Source organism: Streptomyces sp. NPDC001828 (assembly GCF_042892175.1).
In the GTDB taxonomy this organism is placed as follows: Bacteria; Actinomycetota; Actinomycetes; order Streptomycetales; family Streptomycetaceae; genus Streptomyces.
This window is the reverse complement of sequence record NZ_JBIATV010000003.1, coordinates 426851-442733: the sequence shown is the minus strand read 5'-3', so window position 1 is coordinate 442733 and position 15883 is coordinate 426851. Positions and strand designations below refer to the sequence as shown.

Genomic DNA, 15883 nt, shown 5'->3' with positions numbered 1-15883 from the left:
TGCACCAGGTTGGGCGAAAGGCGGGGAACTACCCGCGCTCGGGGTTGCAGAATTACACCTCGGCTGGGCCACCCCACTCTTCCAGAGCAGCATCAATCCGTTTGTTCGCGCGGCCTTGAGACTGGGCCAGGACCTTCGCGTAGATCCGGAACATCACTGCCAGGCTGTGGCCGGCGCGGCGGGCGCATTCTGCCGGGTCGACGCCTGAGCTGAGCCAGAACGAGATTCCGGCGTGGCGGAGGTCGTAGGGGCGCTTGGCCAGGAGGGACTCCTGGTCGGCCTGGGACAGGGACTTCTTGCGGGCTTCCGCCCACACCTCTCCGTAGCCGCTCTCCTGGACCACGCCGCCGCGCAGGGTCTGGAAGACGCGGCCGTCCTTCGCGGTGCCGTGGTCCTTGATGTGCTTTCGCAGCATCTGGACGAACACGGGCGGGATGGGGACGGGACGCGATTCGTTGGGAGCCCGCCACTTCAGGCTGCGTTGGTCGTGCGCGGTTCCGTCGTCGGTCCATTGCTTGCCGACGCGCACCAGGCCGTTGCGCAAGGTCAGGGTGCCCCAGCCCTTCTCCGGCAGATGGCACTGCTGCACACGGAGGTTCTTCACCTCGGAGGGGCGCATTGCCGCGTGATACATGCAGCCGAAGAAGGCCTCCAGCGTCTCTCCCCGCCGGCCTTGCTCTCGGACCGCATGGAGCAGCTCGCGTACCTGGCGAGGGTTCGCGACGGACTCCGGGTCGACTTCCTCCGATGTCCGCGGGGGCTTCCAATTCAGCGCGTCCAGCGGGTTGTTCATCGTGGAGAGGAGCTTGGATTCAGCGGCGAACGTGAGTGTCTGGTTGAAGCAGACCTTCTTGCGGCGGGCCGTTCGGGCTGCGGCCGGCTTGCCATCGAGCGTCGTGCTGAGTGCGTGAAGTGCCTTCCGCAGTACAAGGGGGTCCTCCAGGTCGGTCACGGAGATCGAATGCTTCTTGACCCAGGCCAGAGCCTCGCGCCACTCCTTGCGTGGTTCTTGTTCGCGGGCCTTCTTGTTGTAGGCCCAGCTGTAGAGCGCCCGGCGCAGCACGCGGTGGTCGGGGCGGCCTGCTTCGGTCTTCACCAGCGCCGGAGTGATCGAGGCCAGGGCATCGGCAAGGCTCGGTCGCGACTTGGCCGGAGTGCTCTCCCACTTCATGTCGATGAACTTCAGCGTGTGCTCGTACCAGGTGACGGCTTGCCTCTGCTTGCGCAGCTCGGAGAGGGGGAGCCGGGTGTCCAGGTCGAAGGCCTCGCCATTGCGTGCTGCCGTGATGAGTTCGGCCTTGCGGCTGTCCGCCAGTGGCTTCGTCAGGTAGGACTCGGATTTCTCGCGTCCGCCCACGGCCCATCTGACCTCGAACGGCTTTCGGCGTCCGCTGCGCTCGCGGATGTCCCAGAAGCGGACGTTATAGCTCGTGGGCATCAGTGGGTGGGCTCCTCGTGGCTGTCCAGCCAGGCGTCGAAGTCCGAACGACGAAAGCGGAGGTGGCCGTTGGGGAGTTTGATGCACTTGGGGGCCTTGCCGCGGGCGCGCATGCGGTAGAAGGCGGCGCGGGACATGTCGAGTTCGTCGAGGACTTCTGCGAGCTTCATGTGGCGTATTCGGGGCAAGGCGATCAGGCCCTCTTCGTCGGTGAGTTGGGGGCGGGCACGGGGTCACATCCGGGGTGGGTGGTCTCGCCATACGCAGCCAGCGTGCTGTCGAGCGGCAGGTGGCAGGCGGTGCACTCAGGGGTGGGATTAGAGAGGTGCTGCATTTCAGCGTCCCCAGCGGTCCCAGTGTCCCCCTGGTCGTATCTCTGCAGGTCAGAGGCGGTGTCGTGGGGGGACGCTGGAAAGAGGGCAGCGTCCCCCTCAGCGGTCCCAGCGTCCCCCCGGACGGGGAGGGGGGACGCTACGGGGGTGGCGCTAGCGTCCCCCCTGTTTTCGCAGGTCACAGGGGTTTGAGGGGCGGCGGGGGACGCTGGGGACGCTGTTTCGCACCTTCTCTCCGGGGACGCCGTGAGCTTGTAGAGGCGCTGCTTCTTCGGCTTCGGGCCGCGCTGGGAGTCGTCGACCTCGATGCCGATCGTGCGCAGGGCGGGGGCGAGGCGTTTCAGCTGGCCACCGGCGCGGGTGGGGTCCTTGGGCCACTTCTTCGGGAGCTTGTCCGGGGTAGCGACGCCTTCGAGCAGCTGCGAGGCGGTGAGCGTGAGGCTGTCGGGGCCGGCCTTGTCGACCAGGTCGACGACGGCCTGGGCGAACGGTTCGCCGTCCAGGACGTCGGCCACGGCGTCGGCGGCGGTGGCCCTGTACGAGTCGAGCGTGTGCCAGCCGGTGACCTGGTCGACCGCGGCCAGGACGCGGGCGAAGTCGGCCATGCGGGGCCGCTCGGTCAGTTCGACGTCCGGCAGGGCCTTGAGGACCTTGGCCAGGAGGTCGAAGAGCGAAGCGAGGATCGCGGGGTGGGCGTCGGCGTACGCCTGGTCCAACTCGGCTTCCTCGCGCCGCTTGTGGTCCGGGATGAGCTGCAGCTCGATAGTCAGCAGGCGCTCGGCCAGGTCGCCGGCCAGGGCTCCGGCGTCGATGGTCGTCATGGCCAGGACGCGGCGGAATTCGAGGACCACTACGTCATCGTCGGTGTACAGGGCGCGGTCGACGATCCCGTCGCCGGTCACCGCCCGGCACAGGGCGTCGGAGAGCCAGTCGGGGACGGTGGAGACGTTGTCCAGGCAGATCGCCCACGAGTTGAAGGCCTGTACGGCCCAGGACTTGAGGTCGCGCGGGGCGGTGCGCTTGGGGGCGCCGGACGGGTCGATGATGCCGATCACCATGGCGGCGCCCTTGGACTTGCCGGTGCCCTGTTCGCCGCGGAACGCCAGGATCGGGTGCGGCAGGTCGGGGATGAACGCGGCAACCAGCCAGGCGGCCAGGAGTTGGAAGCCTTCGTCGGTGGTGTTGAGCAGGGTGCGGAGTGCGGCCAGGCCGTCGCCGTTGCTGATCGGCGCGGGAAGCGGCTTCATGGCGCCAGAGCGCCGGAAGACCACGGGGGAGGCGGGCAGGCGCTGCCAGCCATTCTCATCGACGGCCACGCAGCGGCCGTCGGAGGTGCCGAGGTCGATGATGATCCGTTCGGCATGGCGGGCTACTCGGAGTTGTGGGGTGCGGGGGTCGGCCAAGGCGGCGACTCCTTCCAGGACGGTCATGGCGTCGGCCAGGGCCGACTGCGAGGGAACGGTGCCGTTGTTGGTGTCGGCGAACTGGCGGGCGAGCTGGGAGCGGAGGCCGGCCTTGCCGCGCAGTGGCAGCGCGAGGTTGGGGCCGCCGATGGTGACGCCATAGGGGCGGCCGTCGTCGGACATGAAGAGCTCGTAGCGTTCACGGGCCAGGGCCGCGAGCTGAGTGGCCTGCGAGGGGCCCTTCTTGTCGGGGTCGATTCCGTTGCCCGCGACTATCTTTTTGGCGAGGTCGGTGATGTCAGCGGTGGTGGTGCCGTTGGTGCGCAGGGTCACCAGGCGCCCCGCGTGGCACGGAGGGCGGCGGAGGCGACGGTGGCGCGGGCCTCACCCTCGGGCAGACCGATGTGCACGGCGGCATCCACGAGGGCCTGCACCAACTGCGGCCCTTCTTCTGTTTCGTGAGCCCGGCAGGCTGCCCAGTACAAGCGGTCGTTGCGCTGCCCAGAGGACGATTCGAGGACGAACGACACGAGGGCGACGGCCTCCTGGCCGGACACCGGTAGCGAGACCGTGCTCCGGCGTGCCGCGGGTGGCGGAGCAATCAGCCGGAGAAGTGCGGCTGGGGCTTCTGCGATGGGGTGCTGGAGCGTTCCTGGGGTGTGGACGTACTCGCCTGCGGTGGTTCGTGATCCGGGGCCGACCAGGTAGCCGGCGCTGCCTCGGATGTCGATCCCCGGCGCGAGCTTGCCGACGGAGTTCGGAATCGTGGTGTCGGCGGGGCCGCAGAGCCACAGGTGCCGACCGTCGCTCGGAGTCGTGATCGTGACCGTGAGCGGAATGGTGAAGTCGTGCTCGATGGCGAGGCGTTCGAAGTTCTGGACACCGTCGGTGTCATTCTTCACGTCCAGGTCCACGCCGATCAGGAAGTGCGGAGGGTGGCCGCAGGCGATGCCGTAGCCGATAGCCCACGGGGCGGCGGCGAACAGGGCCCGCACGGCGCCGGGGTCGGTGCTCGCATCGTGCACGCCGTGGCCTATCTGCCCGCACTCGCCTCGGCAGCGGCTGGCGCGGTGCTCGGCCCGGTGCGGGGAGCGGACGGCGGGCAGCTTGGTGCGGGACAGCGGGATGACCGCGAGACCACGTGCTGCGGCTCCCAGGGCGTAGGTGAGAGCGGCTTCGTGGGCGGTGATGGCCATGCTCGCTTCCTTCCAGGTCGTCTCAGGCCGGTCTTGATCAGTGCCAGCCAGTTACAGGTACGTCTGCGGGCGAAATTTGTTACACCTCGCTCCTGCGCCCCGAGTTCCCGCACGGTCCGCACCGCGCCTACGCGTGCGCGCGCGTAGAGGGCGCTCAGAACGCTCAAAATTCGGGTGCGATCCATGGGCTTTAGGGGCGGGTGTCAGACGCGTCAGAGGGGGATGCCTGACGCGTCTGACGGGGGTCGCGCGGGCGTATGACCTGCGCGTTGAGCCCTGTTGGCGTCGGGGCCGTCAGACGCGTCTGACGCGTCAGGGCCGTCAGGCCGCTTCGTCTTCGTCGTCGCGCACGATGCGGTACTCGCCGGTCTCGGTGGTTTCGGCGAGGCGGCCGGCGATGACGAAGGCGGCGACCTGTCCGGAGACCCACGAGCGGGAGCGGCCGTGGCGGTCGCAGTGCTCCATGAAGTCGGCGGGCCGGACGATGGTGCGGCCTTCGGCTTCGAATTCGTCGAGGAGTTCTTCCATCGCGTGCCGGGCCTGCGCCGGGGAGAGCTGGATCTTCGGTGCGGCCGGGGGCCGTTCGGCGAAGTGGATGACCTGGCGCGGGTGCGGGAGCTCTTCCTCGGGGTCGATGTCGTCCAGGGCCTCGTCGTACTCGTCGTCCACCTCGTCCGTGATCGGCTCGGCCTCGAAGTCCTCGTACTCGTCGTCCTCGATCTGGTTGTACGTGGTGTCCGGCATGGCGGTGTCCTCCTGGGGCTGGTCGGTGCCGGGTACGGGGTAGCGGGTGCGCTGGGTGAACTGGCGGCCGGCGGCCTTGGCCGCGGCGGTCTCAGTGGTGTGGTCGATGGCCATGCGGACCGGATCGAAGGCGAGGACGACCCAGTCCAGGTACTCGCGGGCGGTGAGGTAGCCGCGGGCGGGGGTGGCCCAGAAGGTCTCGGGGATGCCGTTGACGACCAGGTAGCAGTAGCCCGGCTTCTTGTCCTTCCAGACGTGCGGGGCTGCGCCCGCGTCCAGGACGTCGTCGTCCAGAGCGAAGGTGGCGTCGCGTTCGGTGCGTACGCCGTAGACCCAACTGGAGCCGAGGGAGGCGCGGGTGTCGGTGGAGACCTGGTTGGCAGAGGCGCGCTGCATGGAGACGACCAGGGAGACGCCTGCCGAGCGAGCCTCCTGCGCGATGCCGGTGAACACGTCGTCGTCGGTCTCGCGGATGGTCTTGGCGGCTTCCTCGAACCAGCCGATCAAGTACGGCATGCCGGGAGATCCGTCGGCCTGGATCTCGGCGCAGGCCGGGACCCATTGCTTGTAGCCGTACTTGGCCAGCCAGCGGGTGCGGGCCGGGATGACGGCCTGCAAGGCCGCGATCATGCCCTTCGTCGACTTCATGTCGAGGGCTGCCCAGTCGATCGCGGGCAGCAGGGGGCCGAGGGTCTGCTCCGCCTTGGACGGGTCGGATGCCCAGACGATGACGTCCCGGCGGGTGAGGATCTCCGCCAGCGCGGTCAGGCCGCCCTCGGACTTGCCCGAGCCGGTCATCCCCATGACCAGGAGGTGCATGGCGTTCCGGCCGGCCTCGGGGTCGCCGGGGAAGTACATGACCGCTTCGGTGCCGTCTTCGTAGATCCCGATGTGGACGGGGTCGGCGATCGAGCCGCCGGGGTGCGAGGCGCCGGGGCACGGGACGGTGTTCTTGAGCAGGTCGCGGGGGACGATGGTGAGCTGGACGCGGGAAGCGGAGTCGGGGTCGTTGGTGACCCGCACGGCGTTGGGAGGGACGTCCAGGGCGGAGGCGAGTTTCGGCAGGGTCTTGGCGACGTCGTCCTGGGTGAGTTCACCGCGGGGGAGCTGCAGGTCGAACGTGGCTTTGTTGGGCGCCACGGTGGAGCCGGTGATCTGGGTCTTGGCGAGACCGACCTTTTCGAGCAGGCCGCCGTCCGCGCTACCGCCGCCCTCGGGGTTGCGGCGCAGGATCTGGCGGATGTTCCAGGTCAGGGCCAAGGCGGGGGCGCCGATGAAGTACAGCCCTGGCAAGGGACCTGCGCCGGGGCCCGCCACGGCGGCCGCGGTGAACCAGCTGGTGGATGCGGCGACCGTGATGGCGGAGTGCAGACGGCGCTGCGATGTGGTGGCCTTGCCTGCCCACCAGGTCGCGCCGGTGACGGCGACTGAGGCCAGGGTGAGGCCGGCGGTCGCGGCGGCGTTGTCCGCCCAGAAGAGGTGGGCGGGCAGGGAGGCCAGGCCGGTGCCGATCCCGGCCAGCCACGGGGGCAGGTGCGGCTTGGCGCGGTGCAGCAGATATTCGACCACGCCCCCGCCGCCCTGGGCGGCCCGCAACTGCTCTTCGTAGACCTGCTCGGGCAGGATCTCGTGCACGGCCTGGACTCCTTGCCTGGTGAGCTGGGCGGGTTACTGGTTGAAGTCGAAGCGGCGGCGTGGCTGACGTGCCTGGCGGGCGCGGTAGTTGGCGAGCTCGGGCTCGAACTCCCGCTGGAAGGCGGCATAGGTGGCAGCCGCGTTCTTCGCTGCGTCGCGGGCGTCGTCAGCGACCTTCTTCAGCCGCCGCGAGACACGCCGGGCGCGGGAGCGCGATCCCCAGGGCTTGCCCTCGGGGTCCGGGATCTCCTTGAGCGCGCCGTTCAACACCTCGGCAGCTCCCGCGAGTTCGAAGAAGAGCTGCAGGAAGACGTAGCGGGCCTGGTCGCAGTAGTTGCGCACGTCGGAGCTGTTGAAGAACTCCGGGTCTCCGAGCGGGCTGTGCCCGGCCTGCTTGCCGCCGCCGGCACCGCGGGAGAAGAACCCGCCGCCGGGGCCCGCGCTGGCTCGGTTGCCGCCGCCCTCGTTGACGTGGAAGTGGTACTCACGGGTGCGGTTCCGGTTCGTGGTCCGCGTACGGGACTTGCCGCCATTGCCGTTCTGGCCGGACCCGTTGGCCGACTGTCCACGGGGCTGCTGCCCGCCGGACCCGTTGCGCTTGGCGAAGTTGGGCGCGGCGCCGCTGCCGTTCTGGTTGCTGCCGAAGGCCATCAGACGATCTCCTCAATTGGGTCGGTGGACGTGCGGCGGGTTCGCAGCCACAGGACCTGTGCCGCGACGGTGGTGAGCAGCCAGATCAGTCCCAACGGGCCGGTGAGCGGGCCGAAGGCGACGGCCAAGGCGGTCCAGGTCGAGGCGGCTGTGCCGACGACGGCCAGGCCCCGGCGCCAGCGGCGCACGGTGCGGTCGGTCGTGGGGCGGCGCTGTCCCGTCCAGGCCAGCCAGCCCAACGGCGAGGCCGCGAGCGGCGCCAGGAGGAATCCGGCCCACCAGAACGCGGCGTGCCCGATGGCGGTGGCGGGCAGCGCGGCCAGAGCTATGCCGGTCGGGGCCCACGTCGCCCGGGTGTCCCATAACCAGCTGCCGACCGCGGACGCGGCGCGGGCGGCGAGCGTGGGCTGGTGCGGGACGACCAGGACGATGGGCTGCGCATCGCGGCGGCGGGTGCGCGGGAGATGAACGCTGCGGGCTGCGCCGCGGCGCGCCTTCCGGGGCCCGGTGCGGTTGGTCATGGCGAAGGTCTCCTGTTCAGAGGGCGGTGAGCGAGGTGTGGGTACCGGGCCGTCCGGCGCGGCGGCCTGCGATGGTGGGGTGGGTGGAGTGCGCCCCGGCGTAACGCCAGCGGGTGCCGAGCGTCTTGGCGGCGTACATGGCCTCATCCGCCGTACGCAGCCGGACCGGCAGCGGGGCGCCGGGGCGGGTGTCGGGGCCGCAGATGCCGACCGAGACCCGGGGGCGGAGCGCGGTGGCGCCGATGACGACCGGCTCGGTGAGGGCGTCGTTGAGAGCGCGCACGGCATCGTGGTCGGGCAGCGGTCCGAGGTCGACGACCGCGGCGAACTCGTCCCCACCGAGCCGTCCGGCGAAGCCCCCGCGGGCACGGCACCAGGTGCCGAGCCGCCCGCCGACCGCAGCCAGGACTGCGTCGCCGGCGGCATGGCCGTAGGTGTCGTTGATCTCCTTGAACCGGTCGACGTCCAGGACGAGAACGCTGGCGTGCGGGCGGCGGATCGCCCGGTGGGCGCGGCTGGTGAAGGCGTCGCGCGCGGGCAGCCGAGTGAGCGGGTCGCGCCGGGCGGCGTGCAGCTGCCTGGAGAGCCACAGGGTGTGGGAGAGCCAGCCCAGCAGGGGTAAGGCGACCAGGGCGAAAAGGTTGGTCACGGCGTGAACTCCGGATCTTCAGCAGAGGGGTTGGGGTAGGCGCAGGGCACGCACATGCCGAGCGAGGCCGGGATGACGTATCCGAAGGTCAACCGGCACTTGGGGCAGGTGCGGCGGGCGAGCATCGCCAAGGCGAGTGCGCCCCACTTGCGCGACGTCATCGGACGGACCGGCTTGGCGGCGGCGATCCGGTAGAGGTAGGCGACGCGGGGCTGGCCGGTGCGGCGGGTGTAGCGCAGCACCTGGGCGGCGACTTGCTGGCCGCCGGGCCGCAGACCCCGGGCGCGTAACTGCCGCCTGGTGGCGAGCCCGTCGGGGGCCATGCGCCACGGGAACGTGGGGATCCCGTGGACGCTGCCGTCCGGGTCGAAGCACTTCGCGTACGCCATCGACATCAGTGCTCACCGCCGGCCGGGGTGGGCGTCTTGGCGGCATCCCGGATGCGAGCTGCGCGGGCGGCGCCGATGCCGTGCGTGTTCATCAGCCAGGTGGCCGACGGGTCCTTGCCGGTGGCGAGCCGGGCGCGGGCGGCGGCGATCAGCTCGGTGTCGGAGGCCTTCGGCGTCTCGTTCTGCTGCGGGCGCCGGGCCGTGCGGGTAGGGCTGCCGCCCTTGGCCAGGGCAGGGCTACCGGAAGGGGCTACCGGGCGGCGGGCGGTAGGCCTCGCGCCCGCCCTACCGGTAGGGGCTTCCGGCACGGCAGCAGTAGGGGGTTCGGCCGGGCCGTTGCCGATCAGCTGGTGGACGCGCCAGACGACGATCGGAGCGATGGACGCGGTCAGAATGATCAGCCACCAGGCGGGGCGCCCAAGGCTGTCGACGCCGAACATGCCGCGCTCGGCGAGGTGGTAGACCGTGTTCGTTCCGATCATCACGGCCAGCGCGGCCTTCACGTCCCGGCCGCGGTGGAAGGCGGTGACCGCCCACACGTCGATCGTGACGGGCAGCAGTGCGGCCACCGCGCCGGGCCAGCCCACCATGTGCGCCAGCTCGTACTCCCCGGACGCGGTCAGGCCCACCGCCGCGCAGAGGGCGGCCCACGGGGCTTTGCCCCACATCCACGCGGTCCAGCGCAGCCGATGCCGGCCACGGACGACTTGCCCGGACTGGCGGGCGCGTTCGAGCTCGGCTTCCGCCTGGTGCCGGATGACGTCGGCGTCGTAGCGGATGAGCTTGGCCCGGCGCTGGGAGTCGGCAACGATCCGGCCGGCCTCCTGCCCGACCTGCTCACGCAGGAGACGGGCCTCGGACGCCAGCTCTTCGGCAGCCTGCCGGGTCTGCGTGGCGTCGGCGTCGGCCTGCTCGCGGACCGTACGAGCCTGCTGCCGGGCGCTCTCGCGCAGGTGCTGCGCGTCCTGGTCGGCAGCCGTACGGGTCCGGGCCGCGGCCTCGATCGCCTCGCGGTGCAGTTGATCGGCGGCCTTCCGATGCCGGCCGAGGAAGTCCTCTGCCTCATCCCGGACCGTGTCCGCCCGCTGCTTGACCTGCTCCAGGTCGCGGAACGCAAGGGCGCGCCGCTCTTCGACGTCGGCCAACTCGGCTTGCGCATTGGAGAGATCGGCTGCCGTCTGCTTGCGCAGGGCGGTTGCCTGCCGGTCCGCGTCCGCGAGCACCTGGTCGGCGTCGGCTGTGAGGGCGTCGGCCTTCTCACGGGCGTTCTGGACGAGAGCGTCCGCGTCCCGCTGAGCGTCGGCCAGCAGCCGCTGAGCCGCCTCGGAATCAGCAGCCTCTGCTGCCTTGGCGGCGGCCCGGATCTCCTCGGCCTCGTGCTGAGCTGCGGCGATCAGTGTCGATGCCTGGTCGTGGGCTCCGCTGGCAGCGTCCTGCGGGGAGGCCTTCGGTGTGGCTGCCGGGCGGCGCTTGGTCGTACGTCGGGTGGCCACCGCTCACCTGCCGATGTGCGTGAGGGCGATGACGATCTGGGTGACCACGGACTTGACGGTCTCCGCGATCGAGCCGGTCAGGAACAGGCCAATCAGAATGCCGACGATCAACGTGGTCCAGCGGTGCCCGACGTACGTGCACATCACGATCCCGGCGATGACCAGGGCGATCACGATGGGCACGGTGACGGCGGTCGAAGAGCCGGCCGCAGATGCGGCCAGGGCGATGTTCACAGCGGGCTCCTTCAACAGGGGTGTGGAAGAGCGGAGTTCGGGATGGGGTCCCGCCCGGCGCGGGCTCACGGGGGCGCATCGCGCGGGGCGGGAAGAGAGCGGCTACTGACCGCGGCGGCCTTCGGCCTGCGCGATGGCCAGGTCGATCAGGTCCGCGGTGGTGCAGAAGCCGACGTAGACGCCGTTGGCGTGCCAGATGTGCCAGCGCTCGGAGAACTGGCCCGGGATCTGGACGCAGGCCGCGAGGTAGGCGCGGCGGCGGATGACCGGACGGTCCGGCAGGATCACGGACTGCGGCAGCGGGGGAGGCGTGGACATCACAGTCCCTCCCCGAAGCACACGCCGACGCAGACGTCGCGGTTGGCGTCGCAGTACTCCAACTCCCAGGCCAGGGTGTAGTCGTCGAGCGGCTGTGCCTCGCGGTAGTCGCCGCACGCACACGGAACCAGCAGGGTGAGGACCGCCTGCCATTCGTCGGCGGTGACCTGCTCGCGGGTGCAGTGCAGGAACAGTCCCTCCCCGAGGTGGGTGACCGCCGCGGCGTGCGTGCCCGGTTCGTCTTCGTCTCCGGCCGGGTAGCCCACCCACGCACTGGCGGGCAGCACCTTGGCGAGCGTGAAGGGGAAGGCCTGCTGCACGTACTCGTTCGCGAAGTCGACCGCCTCCTGGCGCTCAACGCGCTCGCGCTCCAGGCGCTGTTCCTCCCAGCGCCGCTCAAGCTCGGCACTATGGGCGGCGGCCAGGCGGCGCAGTTCGGGCAGCACTGTGGTGATGGCGGTCATCGCAGGACTCCGTTCTTCACGTGGGCGGGGTGGCAGGTGTGGGTGCGGGCGGCGCGACGGGCTGCACGCTGGCTGCGGTGGACGGGGTGCCAGCGGCAGATCGGGCAGCGGGACCGGGCCGCGCTCACGCGACTCGCCTGCCGGTCAGCGACGCGGAATCGGCGGCCAGGGCCTCGATGCCGTCGTCGGTGAGCTGCGGGGCGTACTCCGGCAGCGCACCGAGCTGATCGAGGGTGTCGATCAGTACAGCGAGCGGCAGGGCGGCGCCGTCGTAGTGCGCGGTGACGGCGGCGCGGGCAGCGACCAGGAGTTCGGCGTGGTCGTGGCGCAGGGCCGCGAGCTGACGCCGCAGCTGGCTGTTCGCGCGGGTCACCGAGGCGATCGTGGGCCGGGTGACCAGAGTCCGGGTGGACATGGAAGGCGTACCTCCGGGAAGAGGCTGCCGGGCGTGCGGGCAGGGCGAACCGAGGCCGGGCACGTACCGGCAGCTGAGAGGAGAGAAGCGAGGGGGGAGAGTCAGCGCCGGCGGTAGCGGCCGCGGGGCGTGGGCTGACTGGCCATCGAGCGCAGCACTACCGCGCAGATGGTGATGGCGAGCGCGCAGGTCGCGACCGAGGCGGCGACGACCGCGATCGACAGCAACAACGCGACCAGGACCGTGCCGACGACCAGGGCGCCAGCCGCGCCGACCGCGAGCATCGCGGCAGGCGACAGACCCTGCTGGGGGGATACGGGCGCCGGGGCGTGACCGCACGGGTAGGGCTGCACCGTCGTCTGAGCCACCTGGACCGGCAGCGGGGCCGGGACGGGAGCCGAAGAGACGAAGGTGCGGCCGGCCGCGTCGGTGAGGACGAACGGCTCACCCTGCTGCGGAGCCGGGAAACTGGGCTGGGTCATGCCGCCCGCACCTCCCTGCGCCGCAAGTTCCGCCGTTCATCCGCGGTCAGCCCGCCGAAGACGCCGAACTGCTCGCGGTTGTCCAGCGCCCGCGTCAGGCAGAGCCCGCGGACCGGGCAGCCTCCGCAGATCTGCTTGGCAAGACCGACCGCGTACGGCTCGCTGGCGAAGAACAGCTCGGGGTCGACCTCAGTGCAGGCAGCACGGCTGAACGGTCCCTTTCCGACGCTGAGCCGGTCGGCAGAGCCGGGGACGGCGTGCAGGTGCGGGGTGCGGCGGCCGCCAAGGATGCTGCCGCGGTAGTTGGTGCCCATCAGTGCACCTCCGCCCGCTCGATGCGGGAGGCCGGCGCCCACTCGTTGCCGCAGTGGCCGCACAGCTCGCGCGCCGCCGTGTGGCAGCGGGAGACCGGCACCGGGTGCTGGCAGCGGGGGCACTTCGCGCGGCGGCATACCGGCCGCCGGTCGTAGAACGGGGCCGCGGCCATCACACGGCCGCCTTGTCAGCACGGTCCGAGTGGGCGCCGGCATCCTTCTGAACGGGGGCGTACACCTGGATCCCGAGCCCGCCGAAGACGACGTCGGTTTCGAAGGCCCACCAGTCGGCGATGGGGTTCAGGTGCGCGGCACTGCCCAGTTCTTGAGCGATCAACGCGACTGCCAGGCAGCGTTTCTGCGGTGTGGCCTCGAACTCCGAGAGCTGCAGAGAGATGGCCAATGCCCCGCTCTGGATCGTGACGTAGGGCTCCGGGATGTTGGGGAACTTCGCCAGGAAGTCCTCCAGCGTGCGCAGCTTCTGGGTGATGCCGGAGAGGACTGGCTCTTCCGACGGAGAGGTGACCGCCACGTCGGCGGTACGCTCGTTGAGCATCGTTGAACTCCTCTACTCAGGTGTTCGATGTGGGGCCCCGGCGGGTGGTCTGAGGTGCTGGAACACCTCGGGCCACGTACACCGCCGGGGTTCTTTTGCCTCGGCGATGAGTACAGGTTCCCAACAACAGGGAACCTGTACTCATCTTGGCTGTCAAGAGATTCCACCCAACTCGTCTGTCCTGACGAGCCGTTGGCCTCCCCATCGGCGATGACTCAACTATTGCGAGACGGAGCGGAGTTCGGGAGCGTGCACTTGGGGGTGCGCTTGTGCACTTGGGTGAGTGAAGCGACTGCACCCTTGCCGTGGGCTGCGTAGAGTGACGATGCGTCATGCTGCGAGTTACGCCGCGACTTGGGGAAGCGATGGCAGATCCGAACGGCACGCTGGCCACCCTCATGGCGGAGGCCGGTCTCTCGAACAAGGCACTGGCCAGAGCCGTGCGCGACGCCGGGACGGCATCTGGTCAGAACGTGACCTGCGATCACACCTACGTGGGCCGGTGGCTCAGTGGCTCTACACCGCGTGGCGACGTACCACGCTTCATAGCAGAGGCAATCGGTCGGAAGCTGGGACGCAGGCTGACGCTTGACGAGATCGGCATGGGAGCGGCCGCAGCCGCGGGAGTCTCCGCCGACCTGGGGTTGGACTTCGCCGACAGGCCGGAGACGGCAGCGCAGACCGTGGCGGACCTCTGGCGCGCGGACCTTGCCGAGAGCGCCGTACTTGCCCGGGCCTTGCCCGACTCGGTCGCATGGCATGAGGCATCAGTGCGGTGGCTTGTCTCACCGCCGGATGGAGAGATGGCACGATCCGGTGCGACTTCGGTGGGACTCACGGAAGTCGAGATGATCCGGTCCACGGCCGACTTGTTCAGCGCGCTGGATGGGAAGTTCGGCGGAGACCATGCCCGACGAGCCTTGATCCAGTACCTGCATACTGACGTCCGTCCGCTCCTGGACGGTCGGCACTCGGATGTCGTCGGCAAGCAGCTGTACGCCGCAGTGGCAGAGGCCCTGCTTCTGGCCGCGTGGATGTCGTACGACAGTGGCCTGCACGGCATCGCTCAGCGGTACTTCATCCAAGCACTCCGCATGGCTCAGGCCGCCGGTGACAAGCTGCTCGGCAGCAGCATCCTTTCGGCCATGAGTCACCAGGCGACGTTCGTGGGCCGATATCGGGAGGCTGTGACACTCGCGAGGGCTGCGAGCACGGGGCCGGCGGCAAGCCTGACACCGACTCTGGCAGCGCAGTTCCGTGCGATGGAGGCGCGGGCACTCGCGAGGATGGGAGACGCCAAGGGGTGCGACTTGGCGCTGGCGGAGGCCGAGCGACAGCTGAGCCTGCGGACGGTCGACAGCGATCCGGCGTACATCGCGTACTTCGACGAGGTCGAGCTGGCGGCTGAATTCGGGCACTGCTTCCGCGACTTGGGGCGACCGGTCCAGGCAACGGAGCGCGGTGCCCACTCGATCTTCGGTGACGGGCTGAACAACCGGAGCGACTTCTTCGCCACGATGGTGCTCTCCGAGTCCTACCTTGCTCAGGGGGAGATCGCCCGCGGCTTTGAGATCGCGTTGGGGGCGCTGCAGGTGGGTGACGGACTCAAGTCCGCGCGCTGCGTGCAGTACGTACGGGAGTTCCAGGAGCGGATCACGGGCGGCATGCAGTCGTCCGTGGAGTACCGGGACTTCGCGGAACAGGCGCGCGGTCGTCGACTGTGGAAGCAGGCGAGTTGATTCCTAGAAGGGGGCCCAGTCCCGCCGGGATGCGCCGGTCCTGAGTGACTCGGCTCGCTTCTCGACTTCCTCGGCGGCCTGTGGGTTCGTACCGGCGTTCTGCGAGAGCCACGTGATCATGAGGAGCTCGCGGACGCTGCGGAGGACTGTGTACCCAGGCCACTTCCGGACGTCGAAGCCGTAGGCGTCGGCGAAGTCGGCGTACTCGTCAGCTGTGTGCCACCCGAAGCTGTCGAAGTACATCGCGGTCTGCATGAGGTCCCACTCGCGGGGGCCGGCGACGAAACCGTCCAGGTCGATCACCTTCGGCTGCCCGGCGCTGTCACGCAGAACGTTGCCCACGTTGAAGTCACCGTGCACGTGGCCGTGCGGAAGGGCGAACTCCAGCTTCCCGTACGCCGTTTCCAGGGAATACGCGCGCTCAGTGAGGAAGTCCCGCACCTCGGAGCTGATCACAGCCTTCGACAGGCGCTCGCTCACCTTGTCGAAAGGCCGGAGCTCGGGGAGCGTGAAGGTCGGAGGCTCCAGGTCGTGCAGCTGACGCAGGAGCTCGCCCATCTCGCGGGTGCTGGCGTAGGTATCGCCGTCGGCCAGGCCCTCCCAGAAGGTAACGGCGTGGCCGTCAATGACGACCGGCTGATCGGCATCAGTGATGAGACGGGCAGCCGGGTACTCGTGGTCCGCGAGCCAGTGGGCCACCGCGACCTCTCGCTGAACAGGGGGAAGGCGGCTGGCGTCCCGGGCGACGCGGGCGACGACCTTGCCCTCGCGCAGGCGGAACACCGCGTGATCGCCGAATCGGATCAGCTCGATGCCAGCCGGGCTGATGGCTGCGAGGACGCAGGCGCGCCGGAGAACGTTCTCGGCCTGCTCGGTGTCGAAGGCGATCTGTTCGCCGGTCGGCATGGTC

At 69.9% G+C, this 15883-nt stretch carries 20 protein-coding genes; 1 reads left to right on the top strand and 19 read right to left on the bottom strand.

The features are described from left to right. Window positions 1-52: 52 nt before the first annotated feature. The 18 genes from ACFYZA_RS13395 to ACFYZA_RS13310 all read right to left on the bottom strand — a co-directional run bounded on the left by ACFYZA_RS13395 (window position 53) and on the right by ACFYZA_RS13310 (window position 13234). The gene (locus ACFYZA_RS13395) at window positions 53-1438 is read right to left on the bottom strand and encodes a tyrosine-type recombinase/integrase (protein WP_388489997.1); all 1386 of its coding nucleotides are present in this window, start codon (window positions 1436-1438) and stop codon (window positions 53-55) included. Continuing rightward, window positions 1438-1608 carry a helix-turn-helix transcriptional regulator gene (locus ACFYZA_RS13390; protein ID WP_388489995.1) on the bottom strand — a complete coding sequence of 57 codons (171 nt, stop codon included), beginning with the start codon at window positions 1606-1608 and terminating at the stop codon, window positions 1438-1440. Before ACFYZA_RS13390 ends, ACFYZA_RS13395 begins: the two co-directional genes overlap by 1 nt. 23 nt (window positions 1609-1631) lie before the next feature. Further along, a complete protein-coding gene (locus tag ACFYZA_RS13385) occupies window positions 1632-3506 on the bottom strand; it encodes an ATP-binding protein (protein WP_388489992.1) in 1875 nt (624 codons plus the stop codon). Continuing rightward, window positions 3503-4369 (bottom strand): bifunctional DNA primase/polymerase, encoded by an 867-nt coding sequence (locus ACFYZA_RS13380; protein ID WP_388489989.1) that lies wholly within the window; start codon window positions 4367-4369, stop codon window positions 3503-3505. The genes ACFYZA_RS13385 and ACFYZA_RS13380 overlap by 4 nt, the downstream gene beginning before the upstream one ends. 321 nt (window positions 4370-4690) lie before the next feature. Further along, a complete protein-coding gene (traB, locus tag ACFYZA_RS13375; RefSeq protein WP_388489986.1) occupies window positions 4691-6748 on the bottom strand; it encodes a plasmid transfer protein TraB in 2058 nt (685 codons plus the stop codon). A gap of 33 nt (window positions 6749-6781) precedes the next feature. Further along, entirely contained in the window at window positions 6782-7399 is a 618-nt protein-coding gene (gene traA, locus ACFYZA_RS13370) for a plasmid transfer protein TraA (protein ID WP_388489984.1), read from the bottom strand. Continuing rightward, the gene (locus ACFYZA_RS13365) at window positions 7399-7920 is read right to left on the bottom strand and encodes a hypothetical protein (protein ID WP_388489981.1); all 522 of its coding nucleotides are present in this window, start codon (window positions 7918-7920) and stop codon (window positions 7399-7401) included. The genes traA and ACFYZA_RS13365 overlap by 1 nt, the downstream gene beginning before the upstream one ends. 16 nt (window positions 7921-7936) lie before the next feature. Next, window positions 7937-8569 (bottom strand): GGDEF domain-containing protein, encoded by a 633-nt coding sequence (locus ACFYZA_RS13360; RefSeq protein ID WP_388489979.1) that lies wholly within the window; start codon window positions 8567-8569, stop codon window positions 7937-7939. Beyond that, window positions 8566-8964, bottom strand: coding sequence for an RRQRL motif-containing zinc-binding protein (locus ACFYZA_RS13355; RefSeq protein ID WP_388489977.1), 399 nt, complete (start codon window positions 8962-8964; stop codon window positions 8566-8568). Before ACFYZA_RS13355 ends, ACFYZA_RS13360 begins: the two co-directional genes overlap by 4 nt. Next, window positions 8964-10451: a hypothetical protein gene (locus tag ACFYZA_RS13350; protein WP_388489974.1), complete on the bottom strand. Its 1488-nt coding sequence runs from the start codon at window positions 10449-10451 to the stop codon at window positions 8964-8966. Before ACFYZA_RS13350 ends, ACFYZA_RS13355 begins: the two co-directional genes overlap by 1 nt. Before the next feature lie 3 nt (window positions 10452-10454). Then, on the bottom strand, window positions 10455-10685 hold the full coding sequence (locus ACFYZA_RS13345; RefSeq protein ID WP_386135006.1) for a hypothetical protein: 231 nt from the start codon (window positions 10683-10685) through the stop codon (window positions 10455-10457). Between the two features lie 102 nt (window positions 10686-10787). Continuing rightward, complete coding sequence (locus tag ACFYZA_RS13340; protein WP_388489971.1) at window positions 10788-11003, bottom strand: hypothetical protein; 216 nt, start codon at window positions 11001-11003, stop codon at window positions 10788-10790. Continuing rightward, on the bottom strand, window positions 11003-11467 hold the full coding sequence (locus ACFYZA_RS13335) for a hypothetical protein (protein ID WP_388489969.1): 465 nt from the start codon (window positions 11465-11467) through the stop codon (window positions 11003-11005). The genes ACFYZA_RS13340 and ACFYZA_RS13335 overlap by 1 nt, the downstream gene beginning before the upstream one ends. Window positions 11468-11591: 124 nt before the next feature. Next, window positions 11592-11882: a hypothetical protein gene (locus ACFYZA_RS13330; RefSeq protein ID WP_388489967.1), complete on the bottom strand. Its 291-nt coding sequence runs from the start codon at window positions 11880-11882 to the stop codon at window positions 11592-11594. Between the two features lie 101 nt (window positions 11883-11983). Continuing rightward, on the bottom strand, window positions 11984-12364 hold the full coding sequence (locus tag ACFYZA_RS13325) for a SpdD protein (protein ID WP_388489965.1): 381 nt from the start codon (window positions 12362-12364) through the stop codon (window positions 11984-11986). After that, window positions 12361-12678: a WhiB family transcriptional regulator gene (locus ACFYZA_RS13320; RefSeq protein WP_388489962.1), complete on the bottom strand. Its 318-nt coding sequence runs from the start codon at window positions 12676-12678 to the stop codon at window positions 12361-12363. The genes ACFYZA_RS13325 and ACFYZA_RS13320 overlap by 4 nt, the downstream gene beginning before the upstream one ends. Beyond that, on the bottom strand, window positions 12678-12851 hold the full coding sequence (locus ACFYZA_RS13315) for a hypothetical protein (protein ID WP_388489960.1): 174 nt from the start codon (window positions 12849-12851) through the stop codon (window positions 12678-12680). Before ACFYZA_RS13315 ends, ACFYZA_RS13320 begins: the two co-directional genes overlap by 1 nt. Further along, window positions 12851-13234 (bottom strand): hypothetical protein, encoded by a 384-nt coding sequence (locus ACFYZA_RS13310; RefSeq protein ID WP_388489957.1) that lies wholly within the window; start codon window positions 13232-13234, stop codon window positions 12851-12853. The genes ACFYZA_RS13315 and ACFYZA_RS13310 overlap by 1 nt, the downstream gene beginning before the upstream one ends. Window positions 13235-13599: 365 nt before the next feature. Between ACFYZA_RS13310 and ACFYZA_RS13305 the strand changes: the two genes are divergently transcribed. Continuing rightward, a complete protein-coding gene (locus ACFYZA_RS13305) occupies window positions 13600-14973 on the top strand; it encodes a hypothetical protein (RefSeq protein ID WP_388489955.1) in 1374 nt (457 codons plus the stop codon). A 3-nt stretch (window positions 14974-14976) separates the two neighbouring features. Here ACFYZA_RS13305 and ACFYZA_RS13300 read toward each other — a convergent pair whose 3' ends face one another. After that, entirely contained in the window at window positions 14977-15879 is a 903-nt protein-coding gene (locus ACFYZA_RS13300) for a phosphotransferase enzyme family protein (protein WP_388489952.1), read from the bottom strand. Window positions 15880-15883 lie beyond the last annotated feature (4 nt).

Bases quoted from the DNA above. Each gene is read 5' to 3' on its own strand.
- ACFYZA_RS13305 (WP_388489955.1), top strand. From the start codon at position 13,600: ATGGCAGATCCGAACGGCACGCTGGCCACCCTCATGGCGGAGGCCGGT.
- ACFYZA_RS13365 (WP_388489981.1), bottom strand. From the start codon at position 7,920: ATGACCAACCGCACCGGGCCCCGGAAGGCGCGCCGCGGCGCAGCCCGC.
- traA (WP_388489984.1), bottom strand. From the start codon at position 7,399: ATGGCCTTCGGCAGCAACCAGAACGGCAGCGGCGCCGCGCCCAACTTC.
- ACFYZA_RS13330 (WP_388489967.1), bottom strand. From the start codon at position 11,882: ATGTCCACCCGGACTCTGGTCACCCGGCCCACGATCGCCTCGGTGACC.
- ACFYZA_RS13380 (WP_388489989.1), bottom strand. From the start codon at position 4,369: ATGGCCATCACCGCCCACGAAGCCGCTCTCACCTACGCCCTGGGAGCC.
- ACFYZA_RS13310 (WP_388489957.1), bottom strand. From the start codon at position 13,234: ATGCTCAACGAGCGTACCGCCGACGTGGCGGTCACCTCTCCGTCGGAA.
- ACFYZA_RS13395 (WP_388489997.1), bottom strand. From the start codon at position 1,438: ATGCCCACGAGCTATAACGTCCGCTTCTGGGACATCCGCGAGCGCAGC.
- ACFYZA_RS13390 (WP_388489995.1), bottom strand. From the start codon at position 1,608: ATGAAGCTCGCAGAAGTCCTCGACGAACTCGACATGTCCCGCGCCGCC.
- ACFYZA_RS13355 (WP_388489977.1), bottom strand. From the start codon at position 8,964: ATGTCGATGGCGTACGCGAAGTGCTTCGACCCGGACGGCAGCGTCCAC.
- ACFYZA_RS13340 (WP_388489971.1), bottom strand. From the start codon at position 11,003: ATGTCCACGCCTCCCCCGCTGCCGCAGTCCGTGATCCTGCCGGACCGT.
- ACFYZA_RS13300 (WP_388489952.1), bottom strand. From the start codon at position 15,879: ATGCCGACCGGCGAACAGATCGCCTTCGACACCGAGCAGGCCGAGAAC.
- ACFYZA_RS13335 (WP_388489969.1), bottom strand. From the start codon at position 11,467: ATGACCGCCATCACCACAGTGCTGCCCGAACTGCGCCGCCTGGCCGCC.
- ACFYZA_RS13325 (WP_388489965.1), bottom strand. From the start codon at position 12,364: ATGACCCAGCCCAGTTTCCCGGCTCCGCAGCAGGGTGAGCCGTTCGTC.
- ACFYZA_RS13320 (WP_388489962.1), bottom strand. From the start codon at position 12,678: ATGGGCACCAACTACCGCGGCAGCATCCTTGGCGGCCGCCGCACCCCG.
- ACFYZA_RS13315 (WP_388489960.1), bottom strand. From the start codon at position 12,851: ATGGCCGCGGCCCCGTTCTACGACCGGCGGCCGGTATGCCGCCGCGCG.